Origin of the sequence: Myxococcus sp. CA005, from assembly GCF_006518205.1 — a bacterium.
GTDB classification, from domain to species: Bacteria; Myxococcota; Myxococcia; order Myxococcales; family Myxococcaceae; genus Myxococcus; species Myxococcus xanthus.
In genome coordinates this window covers 58509-79076 of sequence record NZ_SRLV01000032.1, presented here as the reverse complement: position 1 = coordinate 79076, position 20568 = coordinate 58509, and the positions used below count along the sequence as shown (strand labels likewise).

Here is a 20568-nt window from a genome sequence, read left to right as displayed (position 1 = left end):
TCTCACGATGCGAGCCCCGAGTCCTACGACATCACGCGGCGGCTACTTGCGCGTCCACTGGTCCAGCCAGCCCAGGACTTCGTCGTGCCACTGCACGCTGTTGGCCGGGCGCAGCACCCAGTGGTTCTCTTCCGGGAAGTAGAGCAGCTTGGAGGGAATCCCCTTCCGCTGCAGCGCCGTGAAGGTGCCCAGGCCCTGCGTCTCCACCACGCGGAAGTCCTGCCCGCCGTGGATAACCATCATCGGCGTCTTCCACTTCGCGACGTGCTCAATCGGGTTGTGCTTGCTGTAGCCCTCCGGGTTCTCCCACGGCGTGCCCTTGTGCTCCCACTCCGGGAACCACAGCTCCTCGGTGTCGAAGTAGCCCATGCGCTCGTCGAGGATGCCGTCGTGGTTCACCAGGCACTTGAAGCCGTCCGGCCAGTTACCGGCAATCCAGTTGATCATGTACCCGCCGTAGCTCGCCCCCAGCGCGCACATCTTGTCCGGGTTGATGAAGCTGTAGCGCTTGAGCGCCGCAGCCACGCCCTTCTGCAGGTCCTCGAACGGCTTGCCACCCCAGTCATCTGAGATGGAGTCGGTGAACGCCTGCCCGTAGCCGGTGGAGCCGTGGAAGTCGACCATCACGGCCACGTAGCCACGCCCCGCGTACACCTGCGGGTTCCACCGGTAATGGAAGTGATTGCCGAACGAGCCCTGCGGCCCACCGTGGATGAGGAACGCCAGCGGGTACTTCTTCTTCGGGTCGAAGTTCACCGGCTTCACGACGTAGGCGTGAACCGTCTCGTTGTTCCAACCGGGGAATGAGAACTGCTCGAAGTCACCGAAGCGGATGCGAGCCAACGCGTCCTGGTTCACGTGGGTAAGCTGGCGCGACTCCGAGCCATCCACGTTCATCACGTGCAGGTCCGCGGGCGAATCCAGGTCGTCATACACGTAGACGATGCGGCCCCCAGCGGCCGGCTGCGGCGCGTCCGCGGCGCCGTCCTTCGTCAACTGGGTGGGCTTCCCCGTGGCCACGTCCAGCGCGAAGATGGGCTGCTGGCCCACGTGCCCGGCGCTCGCGAAGAGCGTCTTGCCGTCCGCGCTCCACGCGAGGCTGCCGACGGAGCGGTCCCAGTCCTGGGTGAGCACGCGCTCCTGACCTCCGGGCCAGGTGCGGAGGATGACGCGGTAGCGGTCCGCCTCGAAGCCAGGGCGCGACATGGCCAGGTAGGCCAGCGTCTTACCGTCCGGGCTGAACACCGGGCTGGTGTCGGTGGCGCGGTTCTTCTCCGTCAGCTTGCGCGGCTTCGCCTTGCCATCAATCGGCGCGACGAAGAGGTCCAAATCCGTGGACCAGGCCTCGGAGCGACCCACGTCCCGCGCGGCGAAGACGATGCTCTTGTTGTCCGGCGTGAAGGTGAACTCCTCCGCGCCGCCAAAGGGCTTGGAGGGGCTGTCCGCGTCCATGCCCTTCATCACGTCCACGGGCGCGCCGCCGGCCACGGGGACGACGAAGACGTGCGAGCGACGTCCGTCCTTCCACGTGTCCCAGTGTCGCGCGAAGAGCTTGTCGTAGGTGCGGCCGGTGGCCTTGCGCTTGGAGCGTTCCTCCTCGCGCTGCGGGGTGCACTCCAGCGTGGGGCAATCCGGGAAGACCTCCAGCGCCACGGCCAGCCGCGTGCCGTCCGGCGACACGCGGAAGGCGCCCACGTCCAGGGGCAGCTTCGTCACCTGCACGGCCTCGCCGCCGTCCACGGGCAGCCGCCACACCTGCGAGGAGCCGCCGCGCGAGGACAGGAAGAAGAGGCTCTTGCCGTCCGGCGCCCAGGTGGGCTCGGAGTCCGCGTCCGGATGCGAGGTGAGCTGGCGCGGCGCGGCGTTTCCGTCGACGCCGACGAGCCACAGGTCCGTGCGGCCGCGGTTGGCCTCCATGTCCGTGGTGCGCAGGACGTAGGCGACCTGCTTGCCGTCCGGCGAGACGCGCGGGCTGCTCAGCCGGCGCAGCGAAATCATGTCGTGGTGGGTGAACGGCTGGGGCCGGGCCGGCGCCGGAGTGGCGCTCAGGGCCAGGGCCGCGAGAAGCGACAGCGGCAAGGGAGTCTCCTGGTTCAGTCGCCCCGCCGTCACCCCACCCGAGGGGTGCGTCACGGGCACGGTTGTCGGGGGTGGACGCTGCCTGCTACGGCCCGCGCTGTCCACCTCCGCGTACCCGGGGTACCACCTCCGCGCATCCCCGGCGCAGTCCACCATGACGCGGCGCTTCGACGCGGTTAGACACGGGCCCATGAGCGAGCCCATCACCGTCCGCGTCTGGTCCGATTACGTCTGCCCCTGGTGTTACGTGGGCTACGCCGAGGTCCAGAAGCTGAAGAAGGAGTACGACGTCCAGGTGGACTGGCGTCCCTTCTACCTGCGCCCGGAGACGCCCCCCGAGGGACTCCCCCTGCCGGATTACGTGCGCGAGAAGATGAAGGACCCGAACAACCCGCTGAAGCTCCGCGCCCAGGCAGCCGGGCTCACCCTGGTGATGCGGGAACTCACTCCGTCCACCCGCCGGGCCCACGAGGCCACCGAGTACGCCCGGGAGCAGGGCCGGCTGGAGCCGTTCCACGCCGCCCTCCTGCGCCGCTACTGGAGCGAGGGCCAGGACCTCTGGCAGTGGGACACGCTCCGCGGCGCCGCCCAGGAGGCGGGCCTGGACCCGGACGCAGTGCAGCGCGTCGTCGAGGAGGGCCGCTACACGAAGGCCGTGGAGGACTCCATCCAGGAGGCGCGGACCATCGGCGTCAACGCGGTGCCCACCTTCGTGCTCGGGGAGCGCTTCGGGCTCCAGGGCGCGCAGGAGTACTCGGTGTTCCAGGAGGCCATGCGGCGGCTCGGCGCGACGCCTCGCGCGCAACCGTGAGCGTCAGAGCCCCTTGAGCAGCACGAGCATCCGGCCGAGCGTCTCGTCGCCCCCGCTCCCCGCCAGCCCCTGGGCCAGGGCGTGGAGCTGGGGCGCCTGCTCGACGTGCTTCGCGATGAGCTGGAAGCACTCCACCGCGGCGGCGTCGAGCCGGGCGCGTGACTCGGCCGTATCCGCCGCGACCTCCGCGCAGAGCGCCACCACCGTGGGGTGGCCGAAGAGCGTCCAACAGAGGACGGCCTCGCGCAGCGCCATGCGGAACACGTAGTCCAGCACGCGCGGCGCGTCCGTGAACGGGTGGCGCAGCCAGTGATTCACGGCGTGGTGGCGCAGGTACTGCTCCACCCGCTGCGCCAACCCGGGTGACAGCCGCTCGCGGCGCTCCGAGTAGCGGCGCCATGCATCGTCGGGCAGCAGGTCCACGCCGCCGTAGGACTCCAGCACCAGCTCCGCCAGCGTGAGGAACCGCTCGCTCCGGACCGCGCCCAGGCGAGACTTCAGCACCGCGGCGCAGATGCCCACCCACGGGCCTCCCGGCAGCGACAGCGCCGCGAAGCCACCGTGCAGCGCCGTCAGCGTCTCGGGCAGGGTGAAGGCACGCAGCACTTCCGTCAGCAGGGCCTCCGCGCCCTCGCGCGCGTCGCCGTGGAACACCTCCGTGCCCCGGCAGTAGAAGCCGTCCAACCTGAGGCCCAACTGCCCCAGCGCGAAGAGCCTCGCGGCGAACGGCAGTTCGCGGCGCTGGAGCACCGACAACGCGGTGGAACGCACGGCCGCCGCGTGCTGCGTCCACGCGTCCTCGGAATCGCCGCCGCCCAGGGACCGCGCAGTCTCCGGACGCAGCGCGAGGTCCTCGGACACGGGCACGGTGTCCACCGCGTCCTCCGCCAGCAGACACAGGCGAGCCACCTCCGGACACGCGAGCGAACCGGTCACCTCCAGCCCGTGCGCCCAGCGCGTAGCGACTCGCGGGAAGGTGGCGCATGCATCCGGCAGCGCGGCCTCGCCATAGGCGCGGTGCAGCGAGCACGTCTTCCGCGCATCCAGGAACACGCAGTGCCCGTCCTCGCGCTTCGCGATGACGGCGTCGTCGCCGGGGCTGGCGTCGGGCTCCAGCCGGATGAAGGTCTCCACCCGCTCCGCGTCCGGCGTGCCCGCCACCGCTTGCTTCAGGCGCTGCAAGCGCGGCTCGCTGACGAGGACGACGAGCCCCGCGCAGCAGGTGTCCTCGCAGGCATCCGCGAGGCACCTGAAGCGCGTCATGTACCGGGGTGCGGTGGCCGTCATGGCGACACGCTACTTCCTGCCCAGCGCCTTCTTCACGAAGCTCCAGAAGCCGCCCGCGCGCTCCTTGAGGTCGGCGCCGCGGCGCTCCTCGGCGGCCTTCACGGACTCCTTGCTGACCTGGAGCTGCTTCTGGAGCTCCTCCGGCGAGTAGCGCGTGGCCAGCGTGGCCTTCACTTCCTTGCGCGTGGAGTACTCACGCGCCTCCACGTGCAGCACGCATTCGGAGTCCAGCTTGAGCGTCACCGCCACGCGCACCGAGCCCTTCGGCCCCTTGGGCAGTCCTTCGATGCGCACGGTGCCCAGGTACTCGTTGGCGGAGATGTGGCTGTCCTCGCCCTGGAAGATGGACAGCTCCAGGAAGACCTCGTTGTCCTTCGTCGTGTTGATGGCGAAGGAGCGCTGCGCGGGCAGCGGGCTGTTGCGCTCGATGACGCGCTTGAAGGCGCCACCGGGCATGGCCACGCCCACCGTCATCGGCAGCACGTCGATGAGCACCACGCTGCTCACCTTGTCCACGGAGCCCGAGTAGAGCGCCGCGCCCAGGGCCACGGCTTCGTCCGCGTTGACGCTGGCCTGCGCGCCCTTGCCGAAGAGCCCCTTGAGCTTGTCGCGCACCAGCGGCATGCGGCTCATGCCGCCCACGAGGATGATGTCGTCCACCTCGGCGGCCTTCAGCTTCGCGTCCAGGAGCACGTCGCGCACCACGTCGATGGTGCGGCTGAGGAGCGGCTCGCAGATCTTCTCCAGCTCCTGCCGGCTGAGGACCACGCGCAAGTCACGCGGCCTGCCCGAGTCGTCCATCATCAGCATGGGGATGTGGACCTCGAAGGTGCTGCGCTCGGACAGCCCCATCTTCGCGCGCTCGGCCGCGTCACTCACGCGCGACAAGGCGATGCCGTCCCCCGTGAAGGCGATGCCCTCCTTCTCCTGGAAGCGCGCCAGCAGGTAGTCGACGATGAGGTTGTCGAAGTCGATCCCCCCCAGGAAGACGTCGCCTCCGGTGCCGAGCACCTCGAAGACGTTCTTCTCGATTTTCAGAATCGTGGCGTCGAAGGTACCGCCGCCCAGGTCGTAGACGAGGACCTTCTTGTTGAGCTCGCGGTTGAGACCGTAGGCGAGCGCCGCGGATGTGGGCTCGTTGAGGATGCGCTCCACCTTGAGGCCCGCGAGGATGCCGGACTTGCGCACAGCCTCACGCTGTGGCTCGGAGTAGTACGCGGGCACCGTCACCACCGCGCGCTCCACCTTCTGGTTGAGGTGGGCCTCCGCCATCTCCTTGCACTCGCGGAGGATGAGGGCCTGCACCTCTTCCAGCGACAGGGCCGTGTCCGCCAGACGCACGGCGGCGCGGCCAGCGGAGTCAGGGACGATGTCGTAGTGGAAGCGCTCGCGGACCTGGTTCACCACGGCGCTGTCGTAGGGACGGCCAACGAGCCGCTTCGCGCCGTAGATGGTGTGCTGGGGACGCAGCACCAACTGGTTCTTCGCGCGGTGGCTGACCAGCAGCTTGTTCTGCGCGTTGAGCGAGATGACGGAGGGAATCGTGTTGTAGCCCTCGCGCGAGCGCAGCACGAGCGGCCGGCCGTTGGAAAGCAACGCCACGCACGAGTTCGTGGTGCCCAGGTCAATGCCGATGACGGGCCCCGTGCCGCTGAGCGGCACCGGTGGAGGCAGGAACACCGTCTTCGGCAGGCCGTGTTCATCCAGGCCGGGCGCCTGCGCGGCGGCCTTCGCCACGGCGGGCGCGAGCACCGAGGGCGTCGCCGCCGGCTCCGGTGCCCGAGGCGCCTCACGGCGCACTTGGGGAAGCCCTTGAGGAGGAGGCGGCGGAGCCGGGGGCGGCGGAGGCAACGGGCGGGCCGCCATGGGCGGCTGCACCGGCGCGGGCGGAGGAACCATCGCCGCGCGCGGCGGCGGTGGAGGCACGACGGGAGGTGCTTCCTCCACGTCCTCGGACAGGTCGAGGTCGAAGTCGATGCCGCCGCCCCCCGCGCTGGCCGGAGAGGGGGCGCGCGGCGGCGGAGGCGGCGCCGTCCCCGCGTCATCGGACAGGGCGAAGTCGAACTCGAAGACGCCCCCGGCTGAGACAGGCGCGGGAGGTGGCGCCGCCGGTGCGCGCGGCGGTGGAGGCGCCACGGGCGGAGGCGGGCTCACGTCCTCGGCCAGGTCGAAATCGAACTCGATGCCACCGCTCCCCGCGGGAGACGTGACCGGAGCCGGCGGTGCCTTGGGGGCCACTGGGGCACGCGGCGGAGGTGCGGCCTCCGCATCGCTCAGGTCCAGGTCGAACTCGAAGCCGCCGTCACTGGAGACAGGCGCCGGCGGAGGTACCACTCGCACGGGTGGAACCGCGGGCGCACGAGGCGGCTCAGCGACGGAGTCACCCAGGTCGAGCTCGAACTCCAGGGCCCCGCCACCCGCCGGCGCGGACGACGGCTCGACCTCCAGGGAGATGCCGACCTCGATGGGCGGCTCATCGAGCGGCGCGCCCATGGCCACGGGCGCATCACCCGACGGGCTCTCGATTTCGAACTCGAAGCCCGGCAGGGGCTCATCGATGTCCAGCGCGGCCACGGGCGGAGGCGGCGTGCTCGCGATGAGCTCGTCGAGCGGAATGTCCACGTCATCCGCGGCCACCGGAGGCGGCGGCGAATAGGAGACGGGCACGCGGCTCGGAGGCGGTGTCCTCGGCTCCTCCACCACCGACGGAACCAGGTCGAGCGGCTCGTCCGGAATCGGCGCGGAGGAACCACCCTCCGGCTCCAGGTCATCGAACAGGGAGTCGAGCGCGATACCACCCACATCCGCGGGCGCGGCGGCGGGGCGCGCTTGCACAGGGGGCGCGGGACGGGCCTGGACCGGAGGCGCGGGACGGGACTGCGCCATGGGCGCGACGGCGGGCGCGATGGACGGCGCAATCGCGGGCGCCACGGACGGCGCGATGGACGGTGCAATCGCAGGCGCCACGGATGGCGCGATGGCGGGCAGGGGCTGAACGGCGGGCGCGTTGGAATCCGCGACGGTCTTCCGCATCAACATCATTTCGACGAGCGCGCGGCTCGCCGTGTCCAGCTCCTCGAACTGCAACCCCATGCCCGGAGGCCCCGCGGGGTCACCGACTTCGCGGACCCAGCGGACCAGCGCGGAGCCACGCAGCACCCGCACGCCTCCCGCGATCTGCACCTCGAACTTGACGGGGGTCCCCACCGCCTGTGGGGTGCGCGAGCGGATGAACATCCCACCCGGGCTCAGGTTGGTGGCGAACTCCTCCGCGAAGCTCCCCACGCTCTCATGCTTCAGCTTCACCAGCAGGCCAACTGCCTTCCTGTCCGTGGTGCGCCTGCCTTGATCCATGGCGAGGACAATCGCGGTACGCGCCCCGCCGCTCAAGTAGGTTTTGACCCCTCGATCCCCTGCCCCACGAATGGCGTCGACAGGTGGGCAGACCACCTACCTGCACCTTCCTATATCCTCCGCGGCGTCCCTCGGGAGCCCTCATGAGCGCCATCCCTCTCGCAGTCCCAGGCCCCGCACGCGCGGGCTGGCTCGTCGACCGGCGGCACGACCTGATTTCCACGGGGGGCGGCCTCGGGGTGAGCCTGGCGCTGGTCGGACTCCATGTCTGGGGCGGCGTCAGCAGCCTGCTGTTGTGGTGGGCATGGGTGCTGGCACTGGATGGGCCGCACCTGTTCGCCACGGTATCGCGGACCTATCTGGATGCGCGGGAATGGCAGACACGGCGGCGCTTGCTGCTGGGCAGCCTGGCGTGGTTCACAGCGGGCCCGGCGTCGTTCGGGCTGTCGGCGCTGCTGGGCACGAAGCTGCCCTTCGCCCTCTTCATGACGGCGGCGGCGCTCTGGGCCTACTGGCACGTGGTGCGGCAGCACTACGGCATCATGGTGCTGTACCAGCGCAAGAGCGGCGAGTCGCTGCCATTGGACCGGCGGTTCGACAGCGTGACGCTGTACACGGGGCTGCTGGCGCCCTTCGTCGCGTTCGCAGTGTCACATCCGGGCGCACGCAAGCAGTTGGGACTGCTAGGCCCGCCCACATGGGAGCCGGTGGTGGCCGGAGCCTGCTTCGCGACCGTGCTGGCGCTGGTGGTGCTCTACGCGGGCCGGCAGGTGCAGCGACACCGGGCGGGGCTGAAGGTGAATGGTCCCAAGCTGCTGATGATGGGCGCGGCGATGGGACTGTCGGCCGTGGTGTTCTGGCCTCCGTTCGCGGCACGCATGGACTTCATCATGTTCGCCGTGGCGGTGACGGCGTTCCACAACGTGCAGTACCACGGCGTGGTCTGGTTCTATCACCGCAACCGATACCACGCGGCGGGCGTAGACCCGGCGCCGTTCGGCTGGGCGCCGAAGGTGAGCCAGCGCTTCGTCATCTACGCGGTGTGCGGCGTCATCTTCACACTGTTGTACCGGGGCCTGGGCTGCGGCTTCGGCGCGCACCCGGGCTGCGGCGGCTTCGACTTGAAGGTTCCGCTGGGCGCGGGGCTGACGCTGCGCAATCTGATGGAATGTTTCATCTGGGGCTTCGCGCTCCATCACTACTACCTGGATCAGAAAATCTGGCGCGTGAGCCGGGACACCGGGCTGAACCGGGACTTGAAGCTCGGGACGTCGCCGGTCGCCTGACCGCCGGCCCGCCGGGCGCCCAGGAGGTGACATCTGCATGCCGGAACCCAGGCACGGCCCAAATCCGGTGATAGCGTGCGCCGCGAATGAAGCGGATTCTCTGGGTCCTGGGTGCAGCCTTCGTGCTGCTGGTGGCGTCCGGCGCGGGCGCCTTCTTCTGGATTGAGCAGCAGGCACGCACGGCCGCGGCGCCTCCTGGCGCGGACGTGGTGGAGTTCACCGTGCCCAAGGGCACATCCGGGCGTGGCCTGGGCACGCTGCTCGAATCGCAAGGCCTCATCCGCGACGCGCGGGTGTGGCGCTGGCACCTGTACCGGCGCGGCAGCTTCGCCCCCAAGGCGGGCCGCCATGAGGTCAGCGCGTCGATGACGCTGGCCGAGCTGGCCACGGAGCTGGAAGGCAACCCCATTCCCGAGGACGTTCCGTTCGTCGTCGTCGAGGGCTGGCGCCTGCGCGACACGGACGCGGCGCTCGTGGCCGCGGGCTTCATCAAGCCGGGCGCGTACATCGCCGCGGCCAGCAAGCCCAAGAACTTCACCGCGCCCTTCCCCCTGCCCTCCACGGGCACGCTGGAGGGCTACCTCTACCCGGAGACCTACGGCGTGATTCCGGGCAAGTTCGATGTCGAGGCGCTCATCCAGCGTCAGCTGGACGCCTTCGCGCAGCGCTTCTTCGCGCCCAACCGCGATACCATCACGAAGAGCGGTCGCACGCTGCACGAGGTGGTGGTGATGGCCTCCATGCTGGAGCGCGAGGAGCCGCTGCCCGACCAGCGCCCCCTGGTCGCCGGCATCCTGTGGAAGCGCGTGGACAAGGGATTCCCGCTCGGCGTGGACGCCACGTCGCGCTACGAGCTGGCGCAGTGGAATGACCGCGTCGCCTTCCTCAAGCGCCTGCGGGATCCGCAGGACCCGTACAACACGCGGCACAAGAAGGGCCTGCCTCCCGGCCCCATCGGCGCGCCCACCGTGTCCTCGCTCCAGGCCGCGATGTTACCCAAGCCGAGCGAGTACTGGTACTACCTGCACGACGCGCAGCGCATCCTCCGCCCGTCGCGAAACGCGGAGGAGCACGAGGCGCTCCGCCGCAAGTACAACGTGTACTGAGGCATGAACTCAGCGCCCCTGGAACACGGGGGCGCGCCGCGCGGCTGCCGCGGCCAGTCCCTCGCCCAGGTCCTGGCTGCCGTAGCTCTCCGCCTGAAAGCGCGCCTCCTCCTCCAGCGCGCGCTGAAGCTCCGCCCTGTCGAGCCCCAGCCGCTGCTTGAGCGCACGCATGGCGAGCGGCGCGTTCGCGGCAATCCGTCCCGCGAGTTCCCTGGCGCGAGTGAGCACCTGTCCCGCCGGCGCCGCCTCCAACGCCAGTCCCAGCTTCACCGCTTCCTTGCCATCGAAGCGGCGGCCGGTGAGCAGCAGCTCCGCGGCGGCCTGCGCCCCCGCGCGGCGTGGCGCCAGGTACGTGGCGCCCATGCCCGGATGCAGGCCCAGTTGCACGAAGTTGAGCGCCAGCTTCGAGTCCTCGGCCACGAGGCACACGTCACACGCCAGCGCCACGCACAGCCCCGCGCCAATCGCGGGCCCATCCACCGCCGCGATGACGGGCACCGGCAGGTCCAGCACGCTGAGGTAACGCGCGTAGAAGCCGAGCATGAACGCGCGCGCATCCTCGAAGGACACCTGGCGCAGCCGCTCCAGCATCTTCAGGTCCCCACCGGCGGAGAACGCGCCTCCCGCCCCGGTGAGCACCACCGCCCGGACATCGTCACGCCCCTTCAGCTCGGCGACGCGCGCGCACAGCGCGTCTCCCAGCTCGGGCGTCATCACGTTGCGTCGGGCGGTATCGTTGAGGGTGAGCGTGGCGACGGCACCCTCCACCTCGAGAAGGACCTCTGCGGCTGGAGCGGACATGGCCGCGCACTGTAGCGGCCCCGGCCGCTACGGCACCACGAGCCTGAGGAAGGCGTCCTGATTCCAGGTGTCGCCCGCCCCGTCGCGCTGCCAGCCGGTGACGGCGAGCCCGCGGCCCGGCACCGTGGCCACACCCGCGGTGGTCAGCGAGCACACCCCGCTGGCGCAGGGCTGCGCCTCCAGCGTCTGCTCCCCCAGCCACGCCCCCGAAGCCGCGTAGCGCGTCAGCACGCTGCCACACGTCACCGCGACGCCGCCCGCATCCTCCACCGCGACGGACGCGCCCAGCTCCGTCACCGGCCCGCACAGGGGCTGGCGCACCCAACCCACGCTGCCATCCGCGCCCGCCGTCAGCACGAAGGCCCCGGAGGAACCGAGCGACGCATCCCCCCACACCAGCAGACCGATGAAGTCACCCGCCGCCACGAGCGTGCCATCCGCGCCCACCGTCACCGAGGTGATGCGGCCCTTCACGCCCGGCAGCTCCTTGCCCCACAGCAAGCGCCCGGACGCATCGAACGTCAGCACCACGAAGCCGCGCACACCGGGCGCGCCGAACGTCTGGCCGTCCACCTCCAGCGCGTCCACGAGCTGTCCGGCCAGAATCGACTGTCCCGAAGGCGCCAGCGCCGCCGCGTGCAGCGCGGTGTCCATGTTGGCGCCGTGGAAGCGCCGCGACCACAGCACGGAGCCATCCGCGGCGTAGCGCGTGAGCACGGGGTCCTCGATGAACTCCCCCTCCCACTCCTCACCCGCGGCCAGCACGCCGCCCTGCGCGTCCGCGGCGATGGCGTAGACCTTCTGTCCCACGCGGTGCTGCCAGACAGGGGAACCCGCCGTGTCGAACTTCACCAGGAAGCCGTCCTGCGCCTCACCCAGTCCGAAGTCCGCCGAGTAGAGGAACGCATTGCCCGACAGGAACGTCGCCGCCTCGCTCGCCGCCACGCGCGTGTCGGAGAAGCGGTTACGCGCCCACTCACGCGACCAGCGCGGCGCCCCATCCGCCGCGTAGCGCGCCAGCGTCAGCGCCAGCTTCTCGCCCTCCACGGGCTCGCGTTCTTCGTCCTGGCGCGGCGTGCTGTACACCACCACCGCCACATCCCCAGAGGGAGCCGTGGCCACGCCCGTCCCGACGTCGTCCTGGGGCCCCCCCACCACCTGGTTCCACGGCGAGGCCGCCGCCGGCACCGGACGCTGCGGGAGCCCGCCGTTGGAGTCCTGCGGCGCCGTGGGTGCCACGACCACCCCCGGCGTGGCTTCGTCGCCGCCACGCGGCGCTTCGGCCAGAGTCCCCCCGTCCCCGCTGCTACCGCCGCACCCGCCCGACACCCACAGCAGGGCAACTGGAAGAAGCCCTGTCCAGAGGTTGCCACGCCCACCACGCCGAAATGACCCCATGACACGCTCCAAGGAGCCTGCTCCCGTCCACCGGAAGCGAGGCCCTGGGAACCTAAGCAGCGTGTCCAGCCCCCGGCATTCCCCCCCAGCCCAGGGGCACTGTCACATGGCAGGGGGGCGTGCAGGCGATTAGCGCGCCCATGTGCCCCAGCGTGCCGGGGTGTGCGGCAGCGGAATAGGTCTCCCCCCGAACGGTTGGCAGCGCACGCCTTGGCGCAGGGGTGGCGGAATCCTTTGGTCCCAGCGCCGCCCACGAATTAAGAGAACCCTTCCATGGAAAGCGCCGCCCCCGACTCTCTGCCCGTGCCCGACGCCTCAGGCGACGACCTCCGTGCCGTCGAGGAGCTCGCCCAGGCCCGCAACGAAATCGTCGCCCAGATTGAAAAGCGCGTCGTCGGTCAGCGCGAGGTGGTGGAGCACCTCCTCATCTCCCTCTTCAGCCGCGGCCACTGCCTCTTCGTGGGTGTGCCGGGCCTCGCCAAGACGCTGCTCATCTCCACGCTGGCGGACGTCCTCAACCTGTCCTTCAACCGCATCCAGTTCACGCCGGACCTGATGCCGTCGGACATCACCGGCACGGACATCCTGGAAGAGGACCGCACCACCGGCCGGCGCACCTTCCGCTTCCTCCAGGGTCCGCTGTTCGCGAACATCATCCTGGCGGACGAGGTGAACCGCACCCCGCCGAAGACGCAGGCCGCGCTGCTGCAAGCCATGCAGGAGTACCGCATCACCGCCGGTGGCCGCACGTACCCGCTGGAGCTGCCCTTCCTCGTCTTCGCCACGCAGAACCCCATCGAGCAGGAGGGCACCTATCCGCTGCCCGAGGCCCAGCTCGACCGCTTCATGTTCCTGGTGGACGTGGGCTACCCCACCGCCGACGAAGAGGTGCAAATCGTCAAGAGCACCACCGGCGGTCCGCAGCCGAAGCTGGAGAAGATTCTGTCTCCCGAGCGCATCCTCGCGCTTCAAGAGCTGGTGCGCCGCGTGCCGGTGCCGGACCACGTGGTGCGCTACGCCGTGGAGCTGGTGCGCCACACGCGGCCCAAGGAGCCGGGCGCGCTGGACTTCATCGCGAAGAACACGTCCTGGGGCGCGGGCCCCCGCGCCAGCCAGTACCTGGTGGTGGCCGCCAAGGCGCGCGCCATCCTCCACGGCCGCTTCGTCGCCACCGTCGAGGACGTGCGCGCCCTGGCCCGTCCCGTGCTGCGCCACCGCGTGCTGCCCAACTTCACCGCGGAGAGCGAGGGCATCACCTCCGTGAAGCTCATCGATCAGCTCCTCACGGTGGTGAAGGGCTAGCCAGGCCCGCGCCATGCTGCTCGACGCACAGACGCTGGCCCGCCTCCAGGGAGTGAAGCTGCGCGCCCGCGCGGTGATGGAGGGCGTGTTGTCCGGCCTCCACAAAAGCCCGCATCAGGGGCAGAGCGTGGAGTTCGCGGAGCACAAGGAGTACGCCCCCGGCGACGAGCTCCGCCACCTGGACTGGAAGGCCTACGGCAAGTTCGACAAGTACTACGTCAAGCGCTTCGAGCACGAGACGAACCTGCGCGCCGTCATGGTGGTGGATGCGTCCGCCTCCATGGGCTACCGCAGCGGCGCGCTGAGCAAGCTGGACGTGGCCACCACGCTGGCGGGCGCGCTGTGCTACCTGCTGGTGCGCCAGCAGGACGCGGCGGGCCTGGCGCTGATGGCGGGCGGCAAGTGGAAGGACGTGCCGCCGCGCGCGTCGGCCGGGCACCTCAACGTGCTGCTGGACACGCTGGAGCACACCGAGCCCACCGGCACCACGGACCTGGGCAGCGCGGCGGACCACCTGGCGGAGGTGTTGCCTCGGCGCTCCAGCGTCATCGTCCTGTCGGACCTGCTGGATGAGAATCAGGACGCCCTGCGCCGCATCCTCGCGCTGCGGCAGCGGAAGAACGACGTGTCCGTGTTCCACCTGGTGGACCCGGCGGAGCTGACGTTCCCCTTCGACGACCCCACGCTCTTCATCGACATGGAGGGCCAGGGCCGCATCGAGGTGAACCCGCGCGAAATCAAGGAGAGCTACCTGGAGGAGTTCAACGCCTTCCTGGCGAACGTGAAGGCCGCGTGCGCCGAGGCGGACGTGGACTACGACCTGGTGCGCACGGACGACAAGCTGGATGACGTGCTGCTGCGGTACCTGTCGCGGCGCGGGAGGCGCCGGTGACCTTCGGCAATCCGTGGATGCTGCTGGGCGCGCTGGGCGCCCTCATCCCCCTGCTGGTGCACCTGTTCGACCGGCGCCGTCCCCGGCCGCACCCCTTCGGGCCGCTGGCCTTCGTGATGCGCAGCCAGAAGCGCACCGCCAGCCGCCTCAAGCTCAAGCGCCTGCTGCTGTACGCGCTGCGCACGCTCATCCTGCTGGCCATCCCCATTGCCCTGGCGCGCCCCGAGCTGACGCGGGACGCGGCCGCCGCGCAGGTGGTGAAGGGCCCCGCGGCCACCGCCATCATCCTGGACGCGTCGCTGTCCATGCGCTGGTCGGACGGCACGCCGCTCTTCGAGCGCGCCCGCGACGAGGCCCGCGACGCGCTGAAGGACCTGCTGCCCGAAGAGCCCGCCACCGTGCTGGTGTGCACACAGTCCCCCGCCGCGCCGCCGCCGCCGGGCTTCGACCGCGGCCGTCTGCGCTCGCTGGTGGATGAAGCGAAGGCCACCCACGGCACCGCGGACCTGTCGCGCTGCCTGGACATGGCGGCCCGCGCGCTGGAGGAGAACCCCATGCCAGCCAAGCGGCTGGTGCTGGTCTCCGACATGACAGCCGCGGCCTTCCGCCTGGAGGCGCCGCCGCCCACGGTGAAGGGCCCCACGGGCGCGCCCGTGAAGCCGGAAGTCGTCCTGCGCGACGCGGCCGAGGGCCACGAGGTGCTGAACAACCGCGCCATCGTCGACCTCAAGGTGGAGCCCGCTCTGCAGGCCGGTCCGCGCACGTTCCAGTTCACCTTCACGGTGCGCAACTTCGGCACGGAAGCCGTGAAGGACCTGGAGGCCGCGGTGCGCGTGGGCGAGTCCACGCTGGCCAAGGGCTTCGTGGACATCCCCCCGGGCGGCACGACGCAGAAGACGCTCACCGTGCGCTTCCCGCTGGGCGGCACGGTGCTGGGGCAGGTGACGCTGGCGCCGGACGCGCTGGTGGAGGATGACCGGCGTTCGTTCGTGCTGCCGGTGCCCCGCGCGCTGAAGGCGCTGGTGGTGAATGGCTCGCCGCACGCGACGCGCTACCGGGATGAAGCCTTCTTCGTGGACGCGGCTCTCACAGCGCCGGGCTCGCCGGTGGAGGTGGCCACGCGCGACGCGGAGGTGGGCCTGCGCGAGGACTTCTCCGCCTACGATTTGGTGCTGCTGCTCAACGTACCCGCGCCGAGCGCCGACGAGGCGCAGAAGCTGGCGGCCTTCGTGGAGAACGGCGGCGGCCTCTTCATCAGCATGGGCGACCGGGTGAACCCGGAGGCGTACAACCAGCGGCTGGGCCCGGTATTGCCGCGTCCGCTGCGCCTGGTGCGCACCAGCGCCGAGCGCGACGATCCGGACGCGGACACCAAGAGCGCGCGGCTGGCGCAGGTCTCCGTGGAGCACGTCCTCTTCTCGCCCTTCACGGGGCAGGCGGAGGAAGGGCTCGTGGGGGCGCGCTTCTACAAGTACATGCTGCTGGAGGCGGACTCCCCGGGCGCTGGCGGCGCCAGTCAGGTGCTGGCCACGTATGAGGACGGCGCGCCGGCGGTGGCCGTGGCGCGCAAGGGCAAGGGGCGCGTGGCGCTGCTTACCAGCACGGTGGACCGCGACTGGAGCGACTTCTCCATCCGCACCTCCTTCCTGCCGCTGATGCAGCGCTTCGCCGCGTACCTCACCGGCTCCCTGGACGAGCGCGAGGAGGTGCGCGTGCGCGTGGGCGAAAGCGCCACGCTGCGCCCGGAGGGGGCCCAGAAGGTGTCCTCGGTGCGCGCGCCGGACGGCACCGAGGTCACCGTGAAGGAGCAGCCGGAAGGCGCGCTGGTCGCCGGGCCGGTGACGGAGCCGGGCGTGTATTCGGTGCTGGGCGCGGACGGGAAGGTGCAGCCGGACCTGTCCTTCGCCGCCGTGCTCGATCCTTCCGAGAGCGACCTGGGACGTGTGCCGACGGACACCCTCACCGCCTACTTCGGAGAAGAGACGGTGAAGGCCTCCACGGGTGACGCGGACAAGCCGACGGTGCCGCTGTGGACCTGGCTCATCCTGGCCGCGTGCCTGGCGTTCTTCTTCGAAGGCACGCTGCTGCGCAAGTAGCCGTCACCAGGCCCGGAGCCGGCGAATCACGACGCCGCCCGCGACGTCGCTGGACGGGTTGGAGTTCTCACAGCACGACCCGCCGCAGGAGACGTTGAAGGGCACCACCACCCGGTCGCCCGGCTTGAGGTGGATCACGCCCCGGGCCCACCTCCTCCACGACGCCGGCGAACTCGCTGCGTGCGCGCATGCCAGTTCTGCTCCTTTGTGGGCAAAGGAGCGAGGACCACGCACCGATGCGGCAAGGCGGGAGTGGCGCTCGTGTGTGTGCCCCCTGTCCTGGCTGGCCGCTCTGACGGGGGAATGCCCGGAACCAAGCCTGAAACCAGACCCGCCAAGTCCGCTCAACGCACTCAAATTGAAATAGTCGATATCCGTGTAACTGATACGCGTGCGTATAAATTTAAGTAATTCTATGGATTGTGCACAAATCCAACTTACCTAAAAATCGTGACTTGCCTGTGACGCACCCGGCCGGCCGGCGTGCCTCGCGGGCAATCACCCCGTTGCCCTGGAGCACACCTTGAAGCGTTCCACCTTGAAGCTGACCTCGGCCGTGACGGCCTTCATGACCTTCTCCACCTTCGGCATCGGCTGCGGTCCCGCGGATGGCAGCAGCGGCCCGTCGGCCGGCATCACCCAGAACCAGGCCCTGTCCGGGCAGAACCTGTTCAAGGGCATGGCCTTCGGCCTGGGCCCCGCGGCGCACTACTTCGACGACCTCTGGCAGCGTCCGGAGATCAAGGCGAAGCTGGGCGACGAGACGCTGGCCAAGCGCGAAGAGGCCGCCGAGGCCGTCATCGCGAAGATGAGCGCGCTGGACCCGGCGTTCTTCGAGCGCTTCGGCAACGACCTGCGCAGCGGCAACCACCTGGTCATCGACCAGCTGCTGACGGACACGCGGGAGCTGACGGTTGCAGCGGCGAACGCGCTGCGCAAGGACGCGGGCCAGGCGGGTGAAATCAACGCCGCCGCCCTGCAGCAGGTCGAGGCGGGCCTGTACCTGTACGTGGAGACGGCCGTGGCCGTCGCCATCGTGCTGATCCTCATCCTGACCCAGATCGACATGACCCCGGTCATGGAAGGCCCGCAGTCCAGCCAGCTCCAGCGTGACGTGTGGGTGGACATGCTGGCGAAGCGGTTCGCCGCCGCTGAGTAGTCGGAGCACTCCGGGGAGTGTCCATCGCCCTCACCGGTGGGCACTCCCCTTCTTCCTCTTCCCCGAGCACGGCCGTGACCGAGTCCACTCCTCCCTCTCCCCAGACCTCCCCAACGCGCCGCCTGGGCCTGCTGGCCCTGGGACTCATCCTGGGCTGGACCACGCTCACGGTCTACGCCCTGCACGCGGCGCTGCCCTACAACCCCATCGAGCTGCCCTTCGAGAAGCACTTCAACATCAAGCTGCTGCTGCCAGAGGGGTGGGCCTTCTTCACCCGCGACCCGCGTGATGACCGGATGCTGCCCTACCTCCGCACCCCGGACGGCCAGTGGACCTGGGGAAGCGACACGCCCAACTTCCAGTTGAAGAACGCCTTCGGCATCAACCGGGCCGCGCGGGCACAGGGCGTGGAGCTGGGGTTGCTCCTCCACGACACAGCGACCCTTCCCCGGGAGGACTGCAAGGAAGCCCCCTCCGTCTGCCTGGAGCGCGCCCCCGTGGCCAAGACGCTCCGCAACACCAGCCCGCGGCCCACGTACTGCGGCCAGCTGGGCATCGTCTTCCAGCGGGCCGTTCCCTGGGCCTGGAGCCGCACCAACCAGGGGAAGCCCATCACCATGCCCTCGAAGGTCCTGAGGTTGGACGTCGAATGCTGACAGCGCTTGGAAACCGTGCCCGCGCCTGGGTGGCGGGCCCCTCCCCCTGGAGCAACGTCTACGGCCTGGCGCGCACGCTGGTCGCGCTGGGGACGGGTGGCACGCTGGCCTTCAGCGACACCACGACGCTGTTCCGGCCCGTCGCGGGCATCCCCGAGGCCCCCGTCTGCGAGGGCATCCGCGCGGCGTCCTTCTTCTGCGTGCTCCCCTCCGGCTGGCTGGAGGTAGCGCGGTGGGCGGCGGTGCTACTGCTGCTCGTCGTCGCCTCCGGCTGGCGCCCGCGCGTCACGGGACTGGTGCACTGGTGGGTGGCCGTCAGCATGCCGTGGTCCGCGTCGCTGACGGACGGCGGTGACCAGATTGCCGCCATCCTGGCGCTGCTGATGCTGCCCCTGGCGCTCACGGATGACCGGCGCTGGCACTGGGACACGCCCCGCGAATCCACGGGGAACGACGAGGCGAAGCGGCTCATCGCCCGGTCGGCCTGGGTGATGCTCCGCCTCCAGGTGGCGGGCATCTACTTCCACGCCTCCGTCGGCAAGTTCAAGGTGACGGAGTGGGTGGACGGCACGGCCCTGTATTACTGGCTGCTGGACCCCAGCGTCGGTGCACCGGACTGGCTGGCCGGCGTGATGCTCCCCGTCCTGAGCAGCCCCGTGGTGGCGCTGCTCACCTGGTCCGTGCTGCTGCTGGAGCTGGGGCTCGCGCTGGGCCCGCTGCTGAACCCGTCCCTGCGCCGCGTGCTGCTGCCCCTGGGCATCAGCTTCCACCTGGGCATCGCCGTGTTCCATGGGCTCATCAGCTTCGTGCTCGTCATGTGCGGCGCGCTCATCCTGCTGCTCCGTCCGTTCGACGAGCTCTTCCGCTTCGAGGGCCTCCGCGCCTGGGTGCGGCACATGCGGACCCCGCCCGTGCCCACCGCCACGCCGTCCTTGGAGCCGGTAGCGGTGCAGGTGGCGTCGGTGCCCCCCACCGACGGCGCATGAAGCGCTGCGACGTCGCCGCCGCCCTGGCGCCCCCCAAGGCTGCGGCCTTCGCGTCACGGTGAGCGGGCCACGAGGGCTCTCTCGCTCTCCTGCCCTCAGGCAGGCACACGTCGCCACGGGCAGGGCCTGGATGTCCGTCCGTCCTGGGTCCAGGAGCCTTCCGCGCCGCGCGGGTCCACCGCCGGCTCGCGGAGGCTTTCCGCTACGCTGGTGTACCCTCCCCTGATTCGGTGGGAGGACTCTCCAGCGGAGGCAGCGGCAGCCCATGGACATCCATCTGGCGGAGGAGATCCGCAAGCAGGTCGAAGAGGCCTTCCGCAAGCGCGGCCGGGTCAACATCGTCATCGCGGGCCGCAGCGGCGTGGGCAAGAGCACGCTGGTCAACGCGGTGTTCCACGGCCGCATCGCGGACACCGGCCAGGGCCGCCCCGTCACGAAGGAGACGCGCGAGTACACGAAGGACGACATCCCCGTCAGCATCCTCGACACCCGCGGCCTGGAGCTGGGCGCCTTTCAAGAGACGCTGAAGCTGCTGGAGGAGTTGGTGGCCGCGCGCGCGAAGGACGCGGACGCCACGCGCCACCTGCACTGCGCCTGGTTGTGCATCAGCGAGGACTCACGCCGCGTGGAGGACGGTGACGTGAAGGCGGTGGAGATGCTCGCGCGGCACATGCCGGTGGTGGTCGTCGTCACCAAGGCGCGCAGCGACCAGGGCTTCCGCGCGGAAGTGCAGAAGCTGCTGCCCATGGCCCGTAACGTCATGCGCGTGCGCGCGCTCCAGGAGACGGACGACGAGGGCCATACGCTCCAGCCCAAGGGCCTGGTGGAGCTCGTCGAGCTCACCATGGAGCTCGTCCCGGAAGCCCAGCGCAACGCCTTCGCCGCCGCCCAGCGCGTGAGCATCAGCCAGAAGCGCAAGCGCGCGCACGGCATCGTCGCCAGCGCCGCGGCCGCCGCCGGCCTCATTGGAGCCGTCCCCATCCCTTTCGCCGACGCCGCCCTGCTCGTCCCCACGCAGGTCGGAATGCTGGCGGGGGTGAGTAGCGTCTTCGGCCTCCCGCTGACGGAGGCCTTCCTCTCCACGCTGGTGGGCGCGGGCATCACCGGCCTGGGCGCCACCTTCACCGGCCAGTCCATCGTATCCGGCCTGCTGAAGCTCGTCCCCGGCCCGGGCACGGTGATTGGCGCGCTCATCTCCGCCACCACCGCCACCGCGCTCACCACGCTGTTCGGCGAGGCCTACGTCGCCGTCCTCTCCAAGTTGATGGAGAAGCGCTGTGGCGAGTTGCCCACGGAGGAGGAGGTCATCCAGGCCTTCCGCGAGGAGATGTCCCTGCGCGGCGCCGCGTAGACGC

At 70.2% G+C, this 20568-nt stretch carries 15 protein-coding genes and 1 pseudogene; 10 read left to right on the top strand and 6 right to left on the bottom strand.

Going from position 1 to position 20568, the window contains the following annotated elements; translation table 11 throughout:
- Nucleotides 1-42: 42 nt before the first annotated feature.
- Nucleotides 43-2079, bottom strand: a complete 2037-nt coding sequence (locus tag FMQ63_RS16625; RefSeq protein ID WP_026113859.1) for a S9 family peptidase — start codon at nt 2077-2079, stop codon at nt 43-45.
- 190 nt (nt 2080-2269) lie between these two features.
- Between FMQ63_RS16625 and FMQ63_RS16620 the strand changes: the two genes are divergently transcribed.
- A complete protein-coding gene (locus FMQ63_RS16620) occupies nt 2270-2890 on the top strand; it encodes a DsbA family protein (protein WP_225888227.1) in 621 nt (206 codons plus the stop codon).
- 3 nt (nt 2891-2893) lie between these two features.
- Here the strand turns inward: FMQ63_RS16620 and fliB are convergent, their stop codons facing one another.
- Together fliB and FMQ63_RS16610 are read right to left on the bottom strand one after the other, a co-directional pair.
- Nucleotides 2894-4177 (bottom strand): flagellin lysine-N-methylase, encoded by a 1284-nt coding sequence (gene fliB, locus FMQ63_RS16615; protein WP_011556530.1) that lies wholly within the window; start codon nt 4175-4177, stop codon nt 2894-2896.
- Nucleotides 4178-4186: 9 nt separating this feature from the next.
- Entirely contained in the window at nt 4187-7531 is a 3345-nt protein-coding gene (locus FMQ63_RS16610) for a TIGR02266 family protein (protein ID WP_216608706.1), read from the bottom strand.
- Between the two features lie 143 nt (nt 7532-7674).
- Between FMQ63_RS16610 and FMQ63_RS16605 the strand changes: the two genes are divergently transcribed.
- Both FMQ63_RS16605 and mltG read left to right on the top strand, forming a co-directional pair.
- A complete protein-coding gene (locus FMQ63_RS16605; protein ID WP_011556532.1) occupies nt 7675-8817 on the top strand; it encodes a hypothetical protein in 1143 nt (380 codons plus the stop codon).
- An 86-nt stretch (nt 8818-8903) separates the two neighbouring features.
- On the top strand, nt 8904-9923 hold the full coding sequence (gene mltG, locus FMQ63_RS16600; protein WP_011556533.1) for an endolytic transglycosylase MltG: 1020 nt from the start codon (nt 8904-8906) through the stop codon (nt 9921-9923).
- A 9-nt stretch (nt 9924-9932) separates the two neighbouring features.
- On the opposite strand, the gene FMQ63_RS16595 is transcribed toward mltG, so the two are convergent.
- Both FMQ63_RS16595 and FMQ63_RS16590 read right to left on the bottom strand, forming a co-directional pair.
- The gene (locus FMQ63_RS16595; protein ID WP_011556534.1) at nt 9933-10724 is read right to left on the bottom strand and encodes an enoyl-CoA hydratase/isomerase family protein; all 792 of its coding nucleotides are present in this window, start codon (nt 10722-10724) and stop codon (nt 9933-9935) included.
- A gap of 27 nt (nt 10725-10751) precedes the next feature.
- Entirely contained in the window at nt 10752-12122 is a 1371-nt protein-coding gene (locus FMQ63_RS16590; RefSeq protein WP_011556535.1) for a hypothetical protein, read from the bottom strand.
- A 273-nt stretch (nt 12123-12395) separates the two neighbouring features.
- On the opposite strand from FMQ63_RS16590, the gene FMQ63_RS16585 reads away from it, so the two are divergent.
- Genes FMQ63_RS16585 through FMQ63_RS16575 form a run of 3 tightly spaced genes read left to right on the top strand, consistent with a single transcriptional unit; the run spans nt 12396 to nt 16412 of the window.
- On the top strand, nt 12396-13424 hold the full coding sequence (locus FMQ63_RS16585; protein WP_011556536.1) for a MoxR family ATPase: 1029 nt from the start codon (nt 12396-12398) through the stop codon (nt 13422-13424).
- A 13-nt stretch (nt 13425-13437) separates the two neighbouring features.
- Entirely contained in the window at nt 13438-14316 is an 879-nt protein-coding gene (locus tag FMQ63_RS16580) for a DUF58 domain-containing protein (protein WP_011556537.1), read from the top strand.
- Nucleotides 14313-16412 (top strand): BatA domain-containing protein, encoded by a 2100-nt coding sequence (locus tag FMQ63_RS16575; RefSeq protein WP_011556538.1) that lies wholly within the window; start codon nt 14313-14315, stop codon nt 16410-16412. Before FMQ63_RS16580 ends, FMQ63_RS16575 begins: the two co-directional genes overlap by 4 nt.
- A gap of 30 nt (nt 16413-16442) precedes the next feature.
- Here the strand turns inward: FMQ63_RS16575 and FMQ63_RS37455 are convergent.
- Nucleotides 16443-16587, bottom strand: a pseudogene (locus FMQ63_RS37455) (alcohol dehydrogenase catalytic domain-containing protein); the annotation flags it as partial.
- A gap of 348 nt (nt 16588-16935) precedes the next feature.
- Between FMQ63_RS37455 and FMQ63_RS16570 the strand changes: the two are divergent.
- From FMQ63_RS16570 to FMQ63_RS16555, 4 genes are all read left to right on the top strand, one after another.
- On the top strand, nt 16936-17571 hold the full coding sequence (locus tag FMQ63_RS16570; RefSeq protein WP_011556539.1) for a sporulation delaying protein family toxin: 636 nt from the start codon (nt 16936-16938) through the stop codon (nt 17569-17571).
- Nucleotides 17572-17645: 74 nt separating this feature from the next.
- A complete protein-coding gene (locus FMQ63_RS16565; RefSeq protein WP_020478189.1) occupies nt 17646-18227 on the top strand; it encodes an SdpA family antimicrobial peptide system protein in 582 nt (193 codons plus the stop codon).
- Nucleotides 18221-19213: a sporulation-delaying protein SdpB family protein gene (locus FMQ63_RS16560; protein WP_011556541.1), complete on the top strand. Its 993-nt coding sequence runs from the start codon at nt 18221-18223 to the stop codon at nt 19211-19213. Before FMQ63_RS16565 ends, FMQ63_RS16560 begins: the two co-directional genes overlap by 7 nt.
- Nucleotides 19214-19478: 265 nt before the next feature.
- Nucleotides 19479-20564 carry a YcjF family protein gene (locus FMQ63_RS16555; RefSeq protein ID WP_011556542.1) on the top strand — a complete coding sequence of 362 codons (1086 nt, stop codon included), beginning with the start codon at nt 19479-19481 and terminating at the stop codon, nt 20562-20564.
- Nucleotides 20565-20568 lie beyond the last annotated feature (4 nt).